This window comes from Streptomyces sp. NPDC085460 (assembly GCF_044541975.1).
Classification (GTDB): domain Bacteria; phylum Actinomycetota; class Actinomycetes; order Streptomycetales; family Streptomycetaceae; genus Streptomyces.
The window spans coordinates 276,018-293,730 of record NZ_JBITTO010000008.1 but is presented as its reverse complement, the minus strand read 5'-3'; the positions used below and the strand labels follow the sequence as shown (position 1 = coordinate 293,730).

16 protein-coding genes are annotated in these 17,713 nt (G+C 73.5%); 14 read left to right on the top strand and 2 right to left on the bottom strand.

What is annotated here, in order from left to right; all coding sequences use genetic code 11:
- Positions 1-70 precede the first annotated feature (70 nt).
- The 5 genes from rplU to ACIGHB_RS22555 all read left to right on the top strand — a co-directional run bounded on the left by rplU (position 71) and on the right by ACIGHB_RS22555 (position 6,561).
- Positions 71-391: a 50S ribosomal protein L21 gene (gene rplU / locus ACIGHB_RS22575; protein ID WP_399915385.1), complete on the top strand. Its 321-nt coding sequence runs from the start codon at positions 71-73 to the stop codon at positions 389-391.
- A 14-nt stretch (positions 392-405) separates the two neighbouring features.
- The gene (gene rpmA / locus ACIGHB_RS22570; protein ID WP_030494090.1) at positions 406-660 is read left to right on the top strand and encodes a 50S ribosomal protein L27; all 255 of its coding nucleotides are present in this window, start codon (positions 406-408) and stop codon (positions 658-660) included.
- Positions 661-785: 125 nt separating this feature from the next.
- The gene (gene obgE / locus ACIGHB_RS22565) at positions 786-2,225 is read left to right on the top strand and encodes a GTPase ObgE (protein WP_360307349.1); all 1,440 of its coding nucleotides are present in this window, start codon (positions 786-788) and stop codon (positions 2,223-2,225) included.
- 443 nt (positions 2,226-2,668) lie between these two features.
- A complete protein-coding gene (locus ACIGHB_RS22560) occupies positions 2,669-3,745 on the top strand; it encodes a hypothetical protein (protein WP_399915383.1) in 1,077 nt (358 codons plus the stop codon).
- Positions 3,742-6,561: a stealth conserved region 3 domain-containing protein gene (locus tag ACIGHB_RS22555; RefSeq protein ID WP_399915381.1), complete on the top strand. Its 2,820-nt coding sequence runs from the start codon at positions 3,742-3,744 to the stop codon at positions 6,559-6,561. The genes ACIGHB_RS22560 and ACIGHB_RS22555 overlap by 4 nt, the downstream gene beginning before the upstream one ends.
- Positions 6,562-6,648: 87 nt before the next feature.
- Here ACIGHB_RS22555 and ACIGHB_RS22550 read toward each other — a convergent pair whose 3' ends face one another.
- A complete protein-coding gene (locus tag ACIGHB_RS22550; RefSeq protein ID WP_360307358.1) occupies positions 6,649-8,406 on the bottom strand; it encodes a stealth family protein in 1,758 nt (585 codons plus the stop codon).
- 306 nt (positions 8,407-8,712) lie between these two features.
- Between ACIGHB_RS22550 and galE the strand changes: the two genes are divergently transcribed.
- The 7 genes from galE (at position 8,713) to ACIGHB_RS22515 (ending at position 15,749) form a co-directional block, all read left to right on the top strand.
- Positions 8,713-9,699, top strand: coding sequence for a UDP-glucose 4-epimerase GalE (galE, locus tag ACIGHB_RS22545; protein ID WP_399915379.1), 987 nt, complete (start codon positions 8,713-8,715; stop codon positions 9,697-9,699).
- Between the two features lie 243 nt (positions 9,700-9,942).
- Complete coding sequence (locus tag ACIGHB_RS22540) at positions 9,943-10,428, top strand: GtrA family protein (protein ID WP_399915377.1); 486 nt, start codon at positions 9,943-9,945, stop codon at positions 10,426-10,428.
- Between the two features lie 94 nt (positions 10,429-10,522).
- Positions 10,523-11,686 carry a glutamate 5-kinase gene (proB, locus tag ACIGHB_RS22535; protein ID WP_360307698.1) on the top strand — a complete coding sequence of 388 codons (1,164 nt, stop codon included), beginning with the start codon at positions 10,523-10,525 and terminating at the stop codon, positions 11,684-11,686.
- A 217-nt stretch (positions 11,687-11,903) separates the two neighbouring features.
- Complete coding sequence (locus tag ACIGHB_RS22530) at positions 11,904-12,410, top strand: hypothetical protein (protein WP_360307367.1); 507 nt, start codon at positions 11,904-11,906, stop codon at positions 12,408-12,410.
- Positions 12,411-12,540: 130 nt separating this feature from the next.
- Positions 12,541-13,824, top strand: a complete 1,284-nt coding sequence (locus ACIGHB_RS22525; protein WP_360307370.1) for a glutamate-5-semialdehyde dehydrogenase — start codon at positions 12,541-12,543, stop codon at positions 13,822-13,824.
- A gap of 88 nt (positions 13,825-13,912) precedes the next feature.
- The gene (locus ACIGHB_RS22520) at positions 13,913-14,551 is read left to right on the top strand and encodes a hypothetical protein (protein WP_360307373.1); all 639 of its coding nucleotides are present in this window, start codon (positions 13,913-13,915) and stop codon (positions 14,549-14,551) included.
- A 115-nt stretch (positions 14,552-14,666) separates the two neighbouring features.
- Entirely contained in the window at positions 14,667-15,749 is a 1,083-nt protein-coding gene (locus ACIGHB_RS22515) for a hypothetical protein (RefSeq protein WP_399915374.1), read from the top strand.
- 113 nt (positions 15,750-15,862) lie between these two features.
- Here the strand turns inward: ACIGHB_RS22515 and ACIGHB_RS22510 are convergent, their stop codons facing one another.
- A complete protein-coding gene (locus tag ACIGHB_RS22510; protein ID WP_399915372.1) occupies positions 15,863-16,969 on the bottom strand; it encodes a M48 family metallopeptidase in 1,107 nt (368 codons plus the stop codon).
- 132 nt (positions 16,970-17,101) lie between these two features.
- On the opposite strand from ACIGHB_RS22510, the gene ACIGHB_RS22505 reads away from it, so the two are divergent.
- Both ACIGHB_RS22505 and ACIGHB_RS22500 read left to right on the top strand, forming a co-directional pair.
- Positions 17,102-17,434 (top strand): hypothetical protein, encoded by a 333-nt coding sequence (locus ACIGHB_RS22505; RefSeq protein WP_399915370.1) that lies wholly within the window; start codon positions 17,102-17,104, stop codon positions 17,432-17,434.
- A gap of 84 nt (positions 17,435-17,518) precedes the next feature.
- The gene (locus tag ACIGHB_RS22500) at positions 17,519-17,683 is read left to right on the top strand and encodes a hypothetical protein (RefSeq protein WP_189847634.1); all 165 of its coding nucleotides are present in this window, start codon (positions 17,519-17,521) and stop codon (positions 17,681-17,683) included.
- Positions 17,684-17,713: the final 30 nt, after the last annotated feature.

Sequence of the window (17,713 nt, the reverse complement as noted above, 5' to 3'; positions counted from 1 at the left end):
GTGGGCCCCCGGGCCCGCGCGTGAGCGGCTGGCGTCAGAGGTCCCGTTCCCGAGTGAGAGAGAGATCCGCGTGTACGCCATCGTGCGCAGCGGTGGTCGCCAGCACAAGGTTGCTGTCGGCGACATCGTTGAGGTTGACAAGATTTCCACCGCCAAGATCGGCGACACGGTCGAGCTCTCGGCCCTGCTCGTCGTCGACGGCGACGCCGTGACCAGCGACCCGTGGGTCCTGGCGGGCATCAAGGTCGTGGCCGAGGTCGTGGACCACACCAAGGGCGCCAAGATCGACATCCTGCGCTACAAGAACAAGACCGGCTACCGCCGTCGCCAGGGTCACCGTCAGCAGTACACGGCGATCAAGGTCACGTCCATCCCGTCGGCCGCGAAGTAAAGAGGGACTGAGCAATGGCACACAAGAAGGGCGCATCGTCCACCCGGAACGGTCGCGATTCCAACGCCCAGCGGCTCGGCGTGAAGCGCTTCGGCGGTCAGGTCGTCAACGCCGGTGAGATCCTGGTCCGCCAGCGCGGCACCCACTTCCACCCGGGCTCGGGTGTCGGTCGCGGTGGCGACGACACGCTGTTCGCCCTGCAGGCCGGTTCGGTGCAGTTCGGCACCTTCCGTGGCCGCAAGGTCGTGAACATCGTTCCGGTCGCCTGATCGGACGCTTTGCGGAGGCGGACCTCACTTCCCGGCTGGGAAGAGGGTCCGCCTTTCGCGTGTTACTAGATAGACATTCCCGTACATAGCTTTCCCGTACTTCGCTCTTCTGGAGGCACAGAACCATGACCACCTTCGTGGACCGCGTCGAGCTGCACGTCGCCGCGGGTAACGGGGGCCACGGCTGCGCCTCCGTCCACCGGGAGAAGTTCAAGCCGCTCGGCGGCCCCGACGGCGGCAACGGCGGCCGGGGCGGTGACGTGATCCTGGTCGTCGACCAGTCCGTCACCACACTCCTGGAGTACCACCACTCGCCGCACCGCAAGGCCACCAACGGCAAGCCCGGAGAGGGCGGCAACCGGGCCGGCAAGGACGGCCAGGACCTCGTCCTGTACGTGCCCGACGGCACCGTCGTCCTGGACAAGAAGGGCGAGGTCCTCGCGGACCTCGTCGGCCACGGCACGACGTACGTCGCCGCCGAGGGCGGCCGCGGCGGCCTCGGCAACGCGGCGCTGTCCTCCGCCCGCCGCAAGGCCCCCGGCTTCGCGCTGCTCGGTGTCCCCGGCGACCTCCAGGACATCGTCCTGGAGCTGAAGACCGTCGCCGACGTGGCGCTCGTCGGCTACCCCAGCGCCGGCAAGTCCTCGCTGATCTCCGTCCTCTCGGCCGCCAAGCCGAAGATCGCGGACTACCCCTTCACGACCCTCGTCCCGAACCTGGGCGTGGTGACCGCCGGCTCGACCGTCTACACGATCGCCGACGTCCCCGGCCTCATCCCCGGCGCCAGCCAGGGCCGCGGCCTCGGCCTGGAGTTCCTGCGCCACGTCGAGCGCTGCTCGGTCCTCGTCCACGTCCTCGACACGGCGACGCTGGAGTCCGACCGCGACCCGGTCACCGACCTCGACGTCATCGAGGAGGAGCTGAAGCAGTACGGCGGCCTCGACGACCGTCCGCGCATCGTCGTCCTCAACAAGATCGACATCCCGGACGGCCAGGACCTCGCGGACATGATCCGCCCGGACCTGGAGGAGCGCGGCTACCGCGTCTTCGAGGTCTCCGCGGTCGCCCGCACCGGCCTGAAGGAGCTCTCCTTCGCCCTCGCCGACATCGTCGGGAAGGCCCGCGCCGCGAAGCCGAAGGAGGAGGCGACCCGGATCGTCATCCGCCCGAAGGCCGTCGACGACGCCGGCTTCACCGTCACGTACGAGGAGCACGAGGACGTGTACCGGGTGCGCGGCGAGAAGCCGGAGCGCTGGGTCCGCCAGACCGACTTCAACAACGACGAGGCCGTCGGCTACCTCGCCGACCGCCTCAACCGCCTCGGCGTCGAGGACGCGCTGATGAAGGCCGGCGCCCGCGCCGGCGACGGCGTCGCCATCGGTGCCGAGGAGAACGCGGTCGTCTTCGACTGGGAGCCCACCGTCATGGCGGGCGCCGAGATGCTGGGCCGCCGGGGCGAGGACCACCGCCTCGACGCCCCCCGTCCCGCTGTCCAGCGCCGCCGTGACCGCGACGCGGAGCGCGACGACGCGGACCGCGAGTACGACGAGTTCAACCCGTTCTAGTACCAGCGGTACACGGAAACGGTCCGGGAACCCCCGGTGGCTTCGGCCGCCGGGGGTTTCCGCTGTGCCGGGGTCCCTCTATCGGGTGAGAAGCCTGGCGCGGGGACGGGCTCGTGCGCCCACCGCGTGCGCGGCGGCTCGCCGCGGGCGCGCGGCTCCGGCCGGGCCGCGGGGGAGGGCCGGCGCCGGGCGACGGGGACGTGCCCTGCGGGGGTGTACGCCGAGGTCATGGGCGCCCGGCCGGGCGCCCGGCGGACGACGGGCCCGCCGGGGGAGGGGCGGTGAACGGCGGCGCAGCCCGTACCGAGGTCGTCTCGGGAGCGGTCGGCGGGCACCGGAATTTCACCGGACGGACGCTTCGGCGCCGGTTTGCCTTCGAATGGACGGCCTTGCCACTATGTGGCGCCCGACTGTCAACCCCCAGAACGGAAGCCGGGATTGTCGTGAGTGACGCCTTGCTGCCCTACGCGGTGGGTGCCGCGAAACGAGCCCGGCGGGTGGCGGTGCGGATGCGCCGCCGGGTCGAGCGACTGCACACCGCGCCTGCGTTCGGCGGGGGGATCCCGCCGCGGCCCGCGCTCCGCCCCCTCCACCTCTCGGTCCTCGGCGGCCGGACCCTCAACGCCGCCCTCTTCGCCCCGCCCGGCACCGACCTCGCCTCCGCCCGGCTCGAACTCGCCCGCGGCGGCCGCGTCCACCGGCTGCCGCTGGAGCTCGAACCGCAGCCCGACGGCACCCTCCTGCTCACCGCGACCACCGCCCTCCGCCTCACCGACGCCCCCGCCGGCACCGGGACGGACACCGGCCCCGGCCGGGCCGGTCTCGGCCTCACCCCCGGCCGGGCCGGTCTCGCCCTCACCCCCGGCCGGGCCGGTCTCGCCCTCACCCCCGGCCTGTGGCGCGTCGGCACCGTCCTCACCCGCCCCGACGGGCAGGAGCAGCGCACCGGCGTCGCCGCCGTGCCGCTCCCCGCGACCGACGGGCCCATCGCCCCCGTCTCGCCCGACCCGGCCGGCGGCGCCCACTTCCGCCTGATGCGCTCGGTCGACGGCTTCGCCGTCCTCAAGGTCCGCGCCCCCGCCCACCAGGCCGAACTCGACACCTTCGCCCTCCGCTGGGACCGGATCTCGGTCCGCGGCCGGGTCGTCGCCCCGCAGGCCCCGCCCGCCGCGTACACCGCCCAGGCGGTCCGCCGGGGCGGCGGCGCCGTCGTCCAGGCCCCGCTGGAGTGGGACGGCGACGCCTTCGCCTTCGACCTGCCGCTCGCCGGCATGGTCTCCGGCCGCAAGGCCCTGCGCTGGGACATCCAGCTCCAGCAGGGGCGCACCGGCCTCAAGATCGGCCGCAGGCTCACCGACCTGCGCCGGCGCAACCAGGTGATCCGCACCTCGTTCCGGATCATCGCCCTGGAAGACGGCTCGCTCCTCCGAGTGCATGCCTACATCACCTCGGCCGGGGCGCTCGCCGTCTCCTGCGTCGGGTTCGAAGGCGCCCCCGACGGCGCGGAGGGACGCGTATGAAGATCACCATCCTGCTCACCTGGGGCGACGCCATGGGCGGCACCGAGATGGCCGCCTACACCCAGGCCGCCCAGCTGATGCCGCGTCACGAGGTGGAGATCCTCAGCGTGTTCAGGACGGAGGCGGAGCCGTTCCTGCCGGAGGCGAAGGGGGTTCCCGTCCGCTACCTGGTCGACCGCACCGGCCGTTCGCCGCGCCCGGTGCGCCCCTCCGCGCTCACCGCAGGCGAGTGCGAGGCGCTCGCCAAGCTGCCCAGCGAACTGATCGCGACCGCCTGGGAGCCCACCTTCGACCGGCTCTCCGACATCGAGCTGACCGCCGCCCTCTCCGGTCTCGACGCGGACGTCCTGGTCACCACCACCCCCGCCCTGATGGCCGCCGCCGTGACCCTCGCCCCCGCCCGGGTCGCCGTCGTCCACCAGGAGCACCGCGTCTCCCAGCTGCGCGGCGCCACCGGCGAACCGCTCCTCACCCACGCCCCCCGGCTCGACGCCCTGGTCTCGCTCACCGAACTGACCACCGACTGGTTCGCCGAGTCGCTCGGCACCGCCGCCCCGCGTCTCGCCACCATCCCCAACGCCATGCCCGAGGGGTACCGGCCCCGCTCCGACCTCGGCTCGAAGACCGTCGTGGTGGCCGGCCGGCTGGTCCCGGAGAAGCAGCTCGACCACGCGATCCAGGCGTTCGCCGACATCGCGGGCGAGCACCCCGGCTGGACGCTGCGGATCTTCGGCGACGGCCCCCAGCTGTCCGCCCTGCGCCGGCTCGTGGAGGGCCTCGGCGTGCACGACCGGGTCGAACTCGTGGGCCGCAGCCGCCGGATGGCCGAGGAGTGGGCCACCGCCGCGATCTGCCTGATGCCCTCGCGCGTGGAGTCCTTCGGCCTGGTCATGCTGGAGGCGTTCACCGCGGGCGTCCCGGTCGTCGCGTACGACACCCTCACCGGCCCCTCCCAGATCGTCCGCCACGAGGTGGACGGCCTCCTCGTGCCCGCCGACGACATCACCTCGCTCGGCGCGGCCCTCTCCCGTCTGATGGGCGACGACGAGCTGCGCGCCGGCTACGGCGCCGCCGCCCGCGCCGGGGCCCGCGAGCGCTTCGCCCCGGAGCTCGTCACCGCCCGCTGGGACGAGCTGTTCACCGCCCTCCACGCCGAGGGCCCGGCCACCCGCGCCGCCGCCCGCGCCGACCGCGCCGCCCACCGGGTCGCCGCCGGCGGCAGCCGCAGCTTCGCCGTCTCCGCGCCGATCAGCAGGCTCTCGCCCTCCGCCGACGAGCAGAAGGCCCGCGAGGTGATCCTCCAGGCCAAGGACCCCAAGTCCCTGGTCCGCTCGGCCGGCCGGCTCGCCGAGGTCCGCGACGACGTGCCGTCCTGGCGCATGGGCGAGATCAACCTGGAGCTGACCGCCCAGGCCCTGGAGCGGCACGGCGTCCCCTTCGTCCTGCTCCACGACCCCACCACCGTCAGCCACCGCCTCGCCGTCAGGGAGCCCGACCGGGAGCGCGCGCTGCGCGCCCTCGGCACCGAGCTGCACGGACAGGCGGTCTACGCCGAGCTGGTCGCCCCCCGGACCGCCGCCCCCGGCGCCCGGCTCGCCGAGACCCTCACCCACGCCCCCGAGGTCGCCGGCGTCCGGATCTTCAAGCCGCTGGTCAGCGACAGCCGGACCCTCAGGTACGGGCCGGTGTACGGCTGCGGCGTCGAGTTCTGGTCCGAGGAGGAGGGCGACACCGGCTGGTACACCGCCCCCCGCGGCACCACCCTGGTCGGCCCCCGCCTGCCCTCCCTCGACGGGGACGCCCGGGTCCTGGTGGCCGGCCGGGAGTACCCGACCCTGGAGGTCTTCACCAAGAAGCTGATGTGGAACGTCGACTTCCCGGTCGACGCCGTCTACACCTGGGTGGACGACACCGACCCCGTGTGGCGGGCCAAGCGCGACGCCGCCCGCCGCGCGCAGGGGCTCGCCACGGACGACGCCCAGTCCGGCGACGTCCGCTTCCGCAACCGCGACGAGCTGCGCTACTCGCTGCGCTCCATCGCCGCGCACGCCCCCTGGATCCGGCGGATCTTCCTGGTCACCGACGACCAGGCGCCGTCCTGGCTGGACACCGCCCACCCGTCGATCGAGGTGGTCAGCCACCGCGAGCTGTTCGCCGACCCGGCGTGGCTGCCCAGCTTCAACTCGCACGCCATCGAGTCGCAGCTGCACCGCATCGAGGGGCTCGCCGAGCACTTCCTCTACGTCAACGACGACGTGTTCTTCGGCCGCCCGCTCGCCCCGAACAAGTTCTTCCAGTCGAACGGCAACTCGCTCTTCTTCCGCTCGCCGACCGCCGTCCCGCCCGGCGACGTCACCGAGGAGACCGAGGGCTACTTCGTCGCCGCCAAGAACAACCAGACCCTCCTGGAGGCGGCCTTCGGCCGGGTCGCCACCCACGGTTTCCTGCACACCCCGCACCCGCTGCGCCGCAGCGTCCTCGCGGAGATCGCCGAGCGCTGGCCGGAGGAGACCGCGCGGACCGCCGCGACGCCGTTCCGCGGCCGGACCGACCTGTCGATCACCTCCTCGCTCCACCACCACTACGGCTACCTGACGGGCAAGGCGTCGCCCGGCGGCATCTCCGCCGCGTACGCCAACATCGGCGACTACAAGCACCACGTGGCGCTCAGCCGCCTCCTCGCGGCCCGCCACCGGGACGTCATCTGCGTCGGCGAGTCCGCGGAGGCGGAGGTGCCGCTGGACGAGCAGGACCGGGTGCTGCGCGCCTTCCTGGAGGCGTACTTCCCGGTGCGCTCGCCGTACGAGAAGGGCTGAGCGGTACGACGGGCTGAGGGGCCCGCAGACGAGCGAGGGGGGCGCCCGGGTCCGGGCACCCCCCTCGCGCGTCTCCCGCGCGTACCGCTACCGCTTCTCGTACGGGCTCGGGACCGGGAAGTACGCCTCCAGGAACGGGGTGATGAGGTCCTTCTGACCGCCCGCGTCCTGCTCCGTCGAGACCGTGTCGTTGACGCAGAACACCGCGCGGTCGCGCTGGGCGAGGAGCCGGCCGAGGCGCGTCTCCGTCCAGGGGTGGGTCAGGTCCAGGTACGCGTACGGCAGGTCGTTCGAGGGGACCGCGCGGCCGGTGTGGAACGCGTAGTAGTGGTGGAGCGAGGAGGCGATCGAGATGTCGTCCACGCTGCGGAAGCGGTTCGCCTCGGTGCGCCGGTACTCGGCGGCGAACTCCGTCTCGATCTCGGCCAGCACGCTGCGCCGCAGCGGATGCGGCATGTGCTTCATCTTCTGCACCAGGACGGAGCCGTACCGCTGCTCGATCAGCCGGCGGTTGTTCTTGCCCGCGGCGGCCACCGGCGGGTCGTCGGCGCTCCGCTCGCCCAGCGGCACGAGCGCGGGGGAGGGGAAGAACTTGGTGAGCCCGCTGGCGTGGAAGAAGTCCCTGGGGGTCACCTCGCGGCTGAGCATCACGTCGTCGTTGAGGTAGAGGAAGTGCTCCGCGAGCCCGTCGATGTGGTGCAGCTGCGACTCGATCGCGTGCGAGTTGAAGGTCGGCAGCACCTCGGGGGAGCGGAAGATCTCCTTGTGCGAGACGACCCGCAGGCCGGGGACGGTGGTGTCCAGCCAGGCCGGCGTCTGGTCGTCGGTGACCAGGAAGACGGTCCGCACCCAGGGCGCGTAGAGGTGCAGCGAGCGCAGCGAGTAGCGCAGCTCGTCGCGGCTGAGGTAGCGGGCCGCGTTCGCCGCCTCCGCGTGGTAGCCCTCGCCGGCGTACTCGGCGCGCCGCCGCAGCCACTCCGGGTCCGAGCCGTCCACCCAGGTGTAGACGACGTCGACGGGGAAGGTGACCTGGTCGCTGCGGACGACGGCGGTCTCGGCGCGGGCCGGGACGAGCGGGGCGCCCTCGGGGGTGGTCCTGGCGCCGGGCCGGACGTCCGTGAAGTCGGTGAAGCAGGACTCCGGGGCGTCCACGAGACGGCCCTCGCAGGGGAGGCAGGCGGTGATCCGGCCGGCGCGGGGCGCGGTCAGCTCGCCGCCCTCCCGGCGCCAGAACTCCACGTCGCAGCCGTACGGCTCGCCCAGCTTGAGCTGGTGGGTGGGGTCGGCGCGGTACCAGGTCAGCCGCAGGACGGGGGCGTTACGCAGCCGGTGCCAGGTCGCCGCGGCGAAACCGGGCCGGGAGCCGCGGGTCGCCGTGCCGTTCCCGCTCACCGCGGTCGCGTAGCCGGGCTCGCGCGCGCAGGCGGCGGCGAGGGCGGCGAGCGCCGTGGCCCGGTCCTCCTCGCGCACGGCCACCGCGGAGGAGGTGTCCGACTTGCCGGGGACGCAGAAGTGCGGGACGCCGGCGGCGGCGAGGGCGCCGAGCACCGCGTCCAGATTGGCCCGGCGGGCCCGCAGCGGGGTGATCCCCTCGGCGACCAGCGCCACCTTCGGCTCGCGGCCGACGGTGATCACCGCGCGGTCGGGGCCCGCGGTGAGCGCGGCGTACCGCCGGGCCAGCCGGTTCAGGCGGAGCCGCTCGGCGGCGGCCGTCCCGCCCGCGATGCGCAGCTTCACGCGGCGGCGCACATCGGCGTCCAGCTGTGCGACGACGGCCCGTCGCACGCGGTCGGGGACGGCTCGGCGGTAGACCCCCAGCAGCCGGGGTGACTCGGGATTTCGCACTGCTGTTTACTCCTCGAACACGTACATATGCGGAGAGTGAGCAGCACCAGTATGCAGCCTCCGGGGGCTGCCCCCGGGGCGCGCGAGCACTGCTCACGCGCCCCTCCGGAGCGCCGTGCGCCTGCGTCGGGACGGGGGCGTTTCGACGTCCTGGCGGGCAGCAGGTACGGTGTGTTTCCGCGAGAGGTCCGCGGTGGATGTCCGCGAGGCTCAGCGACGGACGCTCGGCGACAGATGCTCAGCGACGGACGCTTGGCGACAGATGCTCAGCGACAGATGCTCAGCGACAAGGGATGTGGGGAGAGCATGACGTACCTGATCACCGGCGGTGCCGGTTACATCGGCGCGCACGTGGTCCGGGCCATGACGGCGGCGGGGGAGCGGGTGGTCGTCCTCGACGACCTGTCGACGGGCTACGCGCACCGGGTGCCGGAGGGCGTACCGCTGGTCGTCGGTTCCACCCTGGACCGCGAGCTGCTCGACCGGACGCTCGCCGAGCACGGCATCACCGGAGTCGTCCACCTCGCCGCGAAGAAGCAGGTCGGCGAGTCCGTCGAACTGCCGCTGCACTACTACCGCGAGAACGTCGTCGGCCTCACCGTCCTCCTGGAGGCGGTCGCCGCCGCCGGCGTGCGCAACTTCCTCTTCTCGTCCTCCGCCGCCGTGTACGGCATGCCGGACGTGGACCTCGTCACCGAGGACACCCCCTGCGCCCCGCTCAGCCCGTACGGCGAGACCAAGCTCGCGGGCGAGTGGCTGGTCCGCGCGGCCGGCCAGGCGCACGGCATCGCCACCGCCTGCCTGCGCTACTTCAACGTGGCCGGCGCGGCCACCCCCGAGCTCGCCGACACCGGTGTCTTCAACCTGGTGCCGATGGTCTTCGAGCGGCTCGACGCCGGCGAGGCGCCCCGCGTCTTCGGCGACGACTACGCCACCCCCGACGGCACCTGCATCCGCGACTACATCCACGTCGAGGACCTCGCCGACGCCCACCTCGTCGCCGCCCGCAAGCTGGCCGAGTGGGCCGAGGCCGGCGAGCCGCGCGACCTCACCGTCAACATCGGCCGCGGCGAGGGCGTCTCCGTCACCGAGATGGTCGCCCTCATCAACGAGATCACCGAGCACACCACCGAGCCCGTCGTCACCCCGCGCCGCCCCGGCGACCCGGCCCGCGTCGTCGCCTCCGCCGACCGCATCGCCGCCGAGCTGGGCTGGAAGGCCCGGTACGACGTGCGCGACATGATCGGCTCCGCCTGGGCCGGCTGGACCGCCCGCCGCGGCGCGAACGCCTGACCGCGGCGACCCGCGGCACCACCCGAGCGGCCCTCTCGCGCCCCGGCGTACGTCTCGTACGCCGGGGCGCGGCTCGTAGCCGGGGGGCGCGGGCTCGTACGCCGGGGGCGCGGAGCTCGTACGCTGGGGGCCCGGCTCGTAAGCCGTCCGGGGCGCTCGCGCAGGCGTGCGCGGGGGCCGTTCGTCGTGCGGGCGTCGCTCCCACGGCATGCGCCGTTCATCTCGCGGCGATCTGATGGGCCCATGCGAGACCAGCTCGGCCAGATCATCCGCTTCGGCGTGGTGGGCGGGATCAACACCGGCACCTTCTTCGGCTGCTACCTGCTGCTCCACCCCTGGATGCCGTACTTCGCCGCGTACACCCTCGCCTTCCTGCTCAGCATGGTGGGCTCCTTCTTCCTGAACACGTACTTCACCTACCGCACCCGCCCCACCTGGAAGAAGTTCGCCCTCTTCCCCCTCACCAACGTCACCAACTACGTGGTGCAGAGCGCCGGCCTGTACGCGCTCGTCACCTGGGCCGGAATGGACGACAGGATCGCGCCACTCGTGGCCGCCGTCGTCGCCATCCCCTTCACCTACGTGATCTCCCGCCGGATCCTGGTCAGCCGGGGCCCCGCGCCGGAGCCGGCCGGGGTGCCGGAGCGCGGCGGCGCGGAGCCCGGCCTGCCGGAGAGCGGCGGTCCGGAGGGCGGAATGGAGGAGCGGCGGCCGTCCCGGCTCGCGTAGATTGCCCTCGCGACCGTGCCGGGAGCGCACGGCGCCGGAACAGCGAGCGAGGACGGCCCAGGTGGCGACGGAGATGGCGACGGTGCAGCAGGACATGACCCGACAGGACGCGACTCCGAGCCCCGCCACCCCGCCGTCGGTGACCCGCCCGTTCGTCACCGAGGCCCGCCGCATCGTCGTCAAGGTCGGCTCCTCCTCCCTCACCACCGCCGCCGGCGGCCTCGACGCCGACCGGGTCGACGCCCTCGTCGACGTCCTCGCCAAGGTCCGCAGCGGAGGCGAGAAGGAGGTCGTACTGGTCTCCTCCGGCGCCATCGCCGCCGGCCTCGCCCCGCTCGGCCTCACCCGCCGCCCCAAGGACCTGGCCCGCCAGCAGGCCGCCGCCAGCGTCGGCCAGGGCCTCCTCGTCGCCCGCTACACCGCCTCCTTCGCCCGCTACGGCGTCCGCGTCGGCCAGGTGCTGCTCACCACCGACGACACCAGCCGCCGCGCCCACTACCGCAACGCGTACCGCACCCTCGACCAGCTCCTCGCCATGGGCGCGCTGCCGGTCGTCAACGAGAACGACACCGTCGCCACCGACGAGATCCGCTTCGGCGACAACGACCGGCTCGCCGCCCTCGTCGCCCACCTCGTCCGCGCCGACCTCCTCGTCCTCCTCTCCGACGTCGACGGCCTCTACGACGGCGACCCCGCCAAGCCCGGCACCTCCCGGATCGCCGAGGTCACCGGCCCGGCGTCGATCGCCCACGTCGAGATCGGCTCCGCCGGCAAGGCCGGCGTCGGCACCGGCGGCATGGTCACCAAGGTCGAGGCCGCGCGGATCGCCGCCGCCGCCGGCATCCCCGTCGTCCTCACCTCCGCGTCCCGCGCCGCCGACGCCCTCGCGGGACGCGACACCGGCACGTACTTCCAGCGCACCGGCCGCCGCTCCGCCGACCGGCTCCTCTGGCTCGCCCACGCCTCCACCCCGCAGGGCTCCCTCGCCCTGGACGACGGGGCCGTCCGGGCCGTCGTCGAGGGCAAGAAATCGCTGCTCGCCGCCGGTGTCGCGGCCGTGGAGGGCGACTTCGTCGCCGGTGACCCGGTCGAGCTCCGCGACAGCACGGGCCGCGCCGTCGCCCGCGGCCTCGTCAACTTCGACGCCAAGGAACTCCCCCGGATGCTGGGCCGCTCCACGCACGAACTCGCCCGGGAGCTCGGCCCCGAGTACGAGCGCGAGGTCGTCCACCGCGACGACCTCGTCGTCCTCGGCTGACACCGCCGGACCACCGCCCGGCACCGAGGCTGCGGCGTCCCGGCACCGCGTCCGGAAGCCCTTGCGAAACCGCCGCCGAAACGGCTGAAACTCCTGCCATCCGGAAGGGACCTTTACCAAAACCGCCCCATGCGACGGCTCGGACTGGTCAACTTTGTCTCGGGGGTAACGAGCAACGCGGGGTACAGCACCACACGCATCACACAGGAGGCCGCCGGTGAGACGAGCGCGCCCAGGGGCACTGCCCCGCGGGACGGCCGAACGCGCCCTGACGAGTGTCGAGGCCGGAGCCGACTTCGACGCGGCACAGGGCACGGCCACGCAAGGCGAGAACACAGCAGCCGAGACGGGCCCACGGGGCGGCGGCGCGGGAGAACAGCCGCTGTCCAAGCTGTGGCACGTCACGCTCAGCGTGTCCGGCGTCGAGTCACCGCTGCAGGAGGTGCGCCGCGGGCTCGAACAACTGGCCCATGACCACCCCTTCCTGCTGACCAGCCGCTACGCCAACGACCACGCCGAGATTCGGTACTGGGAGGAGGCCCGCGACCTGCACGACGCGGCCGCCGTCGCCCTCCGGCTCTGGGGCGAGCACCGGCAGACGGCGAAGCTCCCCCCGTGGGAGATCGTCGGCCTGGAGGTCATCGACCGGGAGACCTACCACCAGCGGATCGCGGAGGGCTACGGCCCGCCGCCCGCCGCCCCGGTCGGAGTCCACCCCTACTGACCGCACGGGGACCCGGGTCCTGACGGGCCGGGCCCCCGCCGTCCGTACGGTGGCACGGGCGCGTCTCGCACTGCGGGATGCGCCCGTCGTACGTGCGGGCCAGGCCCGCCCGTGCCAGTACCCTGCGGGCATGACCTCGCTCACGCCCCTCGACAACCTGACCCCGGTCACCCGGGCCGCCTACCGGGCCCGTGGCGCCGCCGCACAGATCGCGCCACTGCCGCGCTCGGCCAAGGACGAAGCCCTCCTCGCCATCGCGGACGCCCTCGAAGTCCGCACCGCGGAGATCGTCGAGGCCAACGCCGAGGACATCGCCAAGGCCCGCGAGGCCGGCACCAGCGAGTCGATCATTGACCGGCTCACGCTGACCCCGGAGCGGGTCCGCGCCATCGCCGCCGACGTCCGCCACGTCGCCGCCCTGCCCGACCCGGTCGGCGAGGTCGTCCGCGGCTCGACCCTGCCCAACGGCCTCGACCTCCGCCAGGTCCGCGTCCCCCTCGGCGTCGTCGGCATCATCTACGAGGCCCGGCCCAACGTCACCGTGGACGCCGCCGCCCTCTGCCTCAAGGCCGGGAACGCCGTCCTCCTCCGCGGCTCGTCCTCCGCCTACGCCTCCAACACCGCCCTCGTCACCGTCCTCCGCGACGCGATCGGCGGCGCGGGCCTGCCCGCCGACGCCATCCAGCTCGTCCCCGGAGAGTCCCGCGACTCCGTCCGCGAGCTGATGCGCGCCCGCGGCCTCGTCGACGTCCTCATCCCGCGCGGCGGCGCCTCCCTCATCCGCACGGTCGTCGAGGAGTCCACCGTCCCGGTCATCGAGACCGGCACCGGCAACTGCCACGTCTACGTCGACGCCACCGCCGACCTCGACATGGCCGTCGACATCCTGATCAACTCCAAGGCCCAGCGGGTCAGCGTCTGCAACGCCGCCGAGACCCTCCTCGTCCACCAGGACATCGCCGCCGCCTTCCTGCCCCGCGCCCTCGACGCGCTGGCCGAGGCCGGCGTCACCGTCCACGCCGACGAGCGGGTCCTCGCCCACGCCGAGGGCGCCAAGGCCACCGTCGTCCCGGCCACCACCGAGGACTGGGAGACCGAGTACCTCTCCCACGACATCGCCGCCGCCGTGGTCGACTCCCTCGACAAGGCCGTCGAGCACATCCGCATGTGGACCTCCGGCCACACCGAGGCCATCGTCACCACCTCGCAGGCCGCCGCCCGCCGCTTCACCCAGCTGGTCGACTCCACCACGGTCGCCGTGAACGCCTCCACCCGCTTCACGGACGGCGGACAGTTCGGCTTCGGCGCGGAGATCGGCATCTCCACCCAGAAGCTCCACGCCCGCGGCCCCATGGGCCTTCCGGAGCTCACCTCCACCAAGTACATCGTCACCGGCGACGGTCACATCCGGTAACACCATCCCGCACACCTCCTTTCGGTACGGGCGGGGAGACTTCGCACTCTCCCTGCCCAAATCCACGGAGCCGGTCTACTCTGAATCCGTGCCGGACGACGTGGGGGGCAGGCCCCCGAACGGCTGGGAGCCCGACGACGAGCGCGGAGGCGCCGACGAGGGCCGCTGGGACGTGGTCTTCGACGAGGAGTTCGTCCGCGCCGCCGCGGTCCACGAACCCTCCGCCGTCGAACGCCTCCTCGCCGCCGCCCAGGCCCGCGCCGAGGCCGAGTCCGCCCGAGCCCGCGCCCTGCGCGCCGCCGGCGACGACGACCTCTACGACGAGGGCCGCGAGCCCCTCGGCCTCACCTACGAGCCCGACGACGTCGGCGACGACGCCAGCCCCTACGGACGCCACGGCGGCGCCCTGCGCCCCTACCGTGGCAGCGCCCGCTGGCACCGCCCCGTCGCCTGGCTCCTCGCCCTGCTGATGGGCATCGGCATGGTCGCCCTCGCCTTCACCGCCGTCTACCGCGGCGCCGCCGCCAACCGGCAGGACCAGGTCCCCCCGGCCTCCACCGGCGTCGACCAGCCCAACCCGGCCCCGCCTGCCGCCTCGCCCGCCGCCGCACCCCCGGCACCGGTGCTCACCGGCGCCCCGGCCACCGCCGCCCCACGGGCCACGGCCGGCCCGGTGACCGACGCCCGCACGGCCCCGCCGGCCTCCGTCGCACCCCGCACACCCTGACACCACCCGGACGGCCGCCCCGCCCGCCCGCACCACCACTCCGACGGCGGAATTCTTCCGAACTTGTCGTGTACCTGGGCGTTTACCGGAGCCCCCGCCGACCTACCCTGAAGGTATGGCAGGGCGTGGCGACCCGCCTGAGGGGACCCCCGAGGGAGTCCCCGGCGGTGAGGACGAGTACCGAGCCGTCGTCTTCGACGAGGCGTTCGTCCGCGCTGCCCACCTCCAGGAGTTCTCGGCCCAGGAGCGGATGGGCGAGCACGCGCTCGCCGTCCGCAGCCGCCCCGGCGCCGGCGGCCGCCGCCGTGGCTCCGGCCAGGCCCTCCTGCTGGTCCTGCTGATCGTCCTCGCCTTCGGGATGGCCGTCTATCTCGGCCTCCGCAACCCCTACCAGCCGCCGCCCGACCAGCGCGCCGAGCCGCTCCGCACCACCGTCGTCCCCCTGGCCCCGCAGGGCCCCGTCCCCGGCGGCGACCCCGCGCTGCTCCTCGCCCGCAGTCCCGCCGCCGAGTACCGCACCGGCGCGGCCGGGGTCAACCTCCCCGTCGCCGCCCGTACCACCCATTTCTCCGAAGGCCAGGTCGTCACCGCCCTCAGCATCGCCAAGGACTACCTCGTCGCCTCCTCCCTCGATCCCGACGTCCTCGCGAGCCAGACCGTGCGGCCCGCCCGCCTGCTGCTCGACCCCGACCAGCTCGCCCAGTTCGACCGCAGCGTCGCCTCACCCGCCGACGACGGCCGGCACGCCGTGGCCGCCTGGGTGACCCGCTTCGACCCGGCGCGGGTCACCGTCACCGACCCCGCGCCCCGCGTCCAGGGCACCCTCCGCTTCGCCGAGAGCACCCCGGACACCCTGGACGTCACCGCCGACCACACCTTCACCTACGCGCTGCGCCCCGCCGCCGCAGCCCCCGGCGACGTCTCCCCGGCCTCCCTCTTCACGGTCCACCGCACCCTGCACCTCCGCTTCGACCGCGAGGACCTCCGCATGCACCGGGCCGAGCTGCTGACCAGCACCGTCGAGGCCGGGCCGCAGGCATGCGGCACCGATGCGGGAGGCGGGCTGATCCCGCTCCTGGCCGGCGCCGAGGCCCCGGCGGAGGGCGGCCCGGTCCTCACCGACCCCTACGCCACGAGCCGCCCCGCGGCCCCCGCGCTCTGCGGCGCCCTCGCCCCCGCCGCCCAGCCCAAGCCCTGACGCTCAGGCCCTGACGCTCAGGCCCTGATGCCCGAGCCCTGATGCCCGAGCCCTGATGCCGAAGCCCTGACGGCCAAGCCCTGACGGCCCGGGCCCCGCACCCCTGCCGTCGGCTACTCCGCGGAGTCCTGGTCGGAGCCCTTGCCGGTGTCCTCGCCCCGGTCCTTCTTCGGAGCGCCGCCGCCGAACACGGTCCGCAGCCGTCCGCCGAGGTCACCCGCGAGGTCCCCGGCCCCGCCGGCTATGTCCCCGACGAGCTTGACCAGCGGATCCTTGCTCTCCCGCACGGTCTGCGCGTAGTGCCCGGCCGACTCCCGGAAGGAGTCCGTGACCGAGGTGTCCGCGTCCTCCGAGCGCTTCGGGTAGTGGCCGTCCATCAGCCGCTGGTAGTCCCGGCTCTCCGACCACTTCTTCAGCTCGGCCGCCCGCACGGTGGTGAACGGGTGCGAGCGCGGCAGCACGTTGAGGATCTTCAGCACCGAGTCCCGCAGGTCACCGGCCTTCTCGTACTCGTCGGCCTGGGCGAGGAACGCGTCCACGTTCATCTCGTGCAGGTGGTTGCCGCCGGCGAGCTTCATCAGACCCCGCATCGACGCGTGAAGGTCCTGTCCCACCAGCAGACCGGCCCGGTCGGCCGACAGCTCCGACTTGCGGAACCACTCGCGCAGCGCGGTCACGATCGCCATCACCGCCATGTTCCCCAGCGGGATCCAGGCGACCTTCAGCGCCACGTTGGTCAGGAAGAGCAGCACCGTCCGGTACACCGCGTGCCCGGACAGGGCGTGACCGACCTCGTGGCCGACCACCGCCCGCATCTCCTCCTCGTCGAGCAGCTCGACGAGCCCCGTGGTCAGCACGATCACCGGCTCGTCCAGCCCCACGCACATCGCGTTCGGCACCGGGTTCTGCGTCACGTACATCGGCGGGACCTTGTCCAGGTCGAGGATGTAACAGGCGTCCCGCAGCATGTCGTTGAGGTGGGAGAACTGCGCGTCGCTCACCCGGACGGAGTCCGAGAGGTAGAGCAGTCGCAGACTGCGCTCCGGGAGCAGCCCGCTGAGTGCCTTGAACACCGTGTCGAAACCGCTCAGCTTCCGCAGCGCGACCAGCGCCGAACGGTCCGCCGGGTGCTCGTAGGCCCGGGAGGAGATGCCGGGGAACCGCTTGCGCTGCCTGCTCGGCACGCCGCCCCGCTGGTCCCCGCCGTGGTTGTCGGTCATGAACGCCCCCTGTCCATCCTTACGAGTCGGTACTCGTCCCCCTGACACGACCCACCCTAGGCGAGGGCGCTACCGTGTGCCGGGGGCCTGTGGACAACTCGGGCCCTGTGGACGACGAGGGAGCACCACCCCATGCCGGACATCGACGCGGCCACCGCCGCCCTCGCCGCGGCGGCGCAGCAGGGCCCGGGCGACACCCTCCGCATCGTCCTGCTGATCTCCATGGTCGGCGGCGCCCTCCTCGCCTGGTTCCTGCTCCGCGGCTACGGAAGCGGCGGGACCACGGACGAGACCACTGGCGGGACCGCCGGCGGGACCACGGACGAGACCACCGGCGCGGCCACGGCCGAGACGACTGGCGAGACGGACGAGATCGACGGCCGGACGGCCGCCGCCGCGTCCGACCGGCCCGCCGACGCCTCCGCCCGGGGGGCGTCCGGGGACGCCGGGGACGCCAACGCCTGAGTCGGCGTGAGAGAGCCGGGACCGCCCGCATACGATGTGCGCGAAGTCTCCGCTCCCACCCCCGATCGGATAGGTCTGCCGAAGATGAGCCTCCACAGCACCGCCGCCAACCTCGTCACGCTTGCTTCCGAGGGCGCCGAGCACGGTGGCAACCACGACAGCCTCAACCCGTACGTCACCGGCGGCGGCGCCTTCATCGCGCTGATGCTCCTGCTCTGGATCACCACCCGCTTCAACCGCGACCGCTGAGCCGGTACGCCCACCGGGAGGCCGCTGAAC

Bases quoted from the DNA above. Each gene is read 5' to 3' on its own strand.
- obgE (WP_360307349.1), top strand. From the start codon at position 786: ATGACCACCTTCGTGGACCGCGTCGAGCTGCACGTCGCCGCGGGTAAC.
- ACIGHB_RS22510 (WP_399915372.1), bottom strand. From the start codon at position 16,969: ATGACCGACAACCACGGCGGGGACCAGCGGGGCGGCGTGCCGAGCAGG.
- proB (WP_360307698.1), top strand. From the start codon at position 10,523: ATGACCCGACAGGACGCGACTCCGAGCCCCGCCACCCCGCCGTCGGTG.
- ACIGHB_RS22555 (WP_399915381.1), top strand. From the start codon at position 3,742: ATGAAGATCACCATCCTGCTCACCTGGGGCGACGCCATGGGCGGCACC.
- ACIGHB_RS22505 (WP_399915370.1), top strand. From the start codon at position 17,102: ATGCCGGACATCGACGCGGCCACCGCCGCCCTCGCCGCGGCGGCGCAG.
- rpmA (WP_030494090.1), top strand. From the start codon at position 406: ATGGCACACAAGAAGGGCGCATCGTCCACCCGGAACGGTCGCGATTCC.
- ACIGHB_RS22525 (WP_360307370.1), top strand. From the start codon at position 12,541: ATGACCTCGCTCACGCCCCTCGACAACCTGACCCCGGTCACCCGGGCC.
- ACIGHB_RS22515 (WP_399915374.1), top strand. From the start codon at position 14,667: ATGGCAGGGCGTGGCGACCCGCCTGAGGGGACCCCCGAGGGAGTCCCC.
- galE (WP_399915379.1), top strand. From the start codon at position 8,713: ATGACGTACCTGATCACCGGCGGTGCCGGTTACATCGGCGCGCACGTG.
- ACIGHB_RS22500 (WP_189847634.1), top strand. From the start codon at position 17,519: ATGAGCCTCCACAGCACCGCCGCCAACCTCGTCACGCTTGCTTCCGAG.
- ACIGHB_RS22540 (WP_399915377.1), top strand. From the start codon at position 9,943: ATGCGAGACCAGCTCGGCCAGATCATCCGCTTCGGCGTGGTGGGCGGG.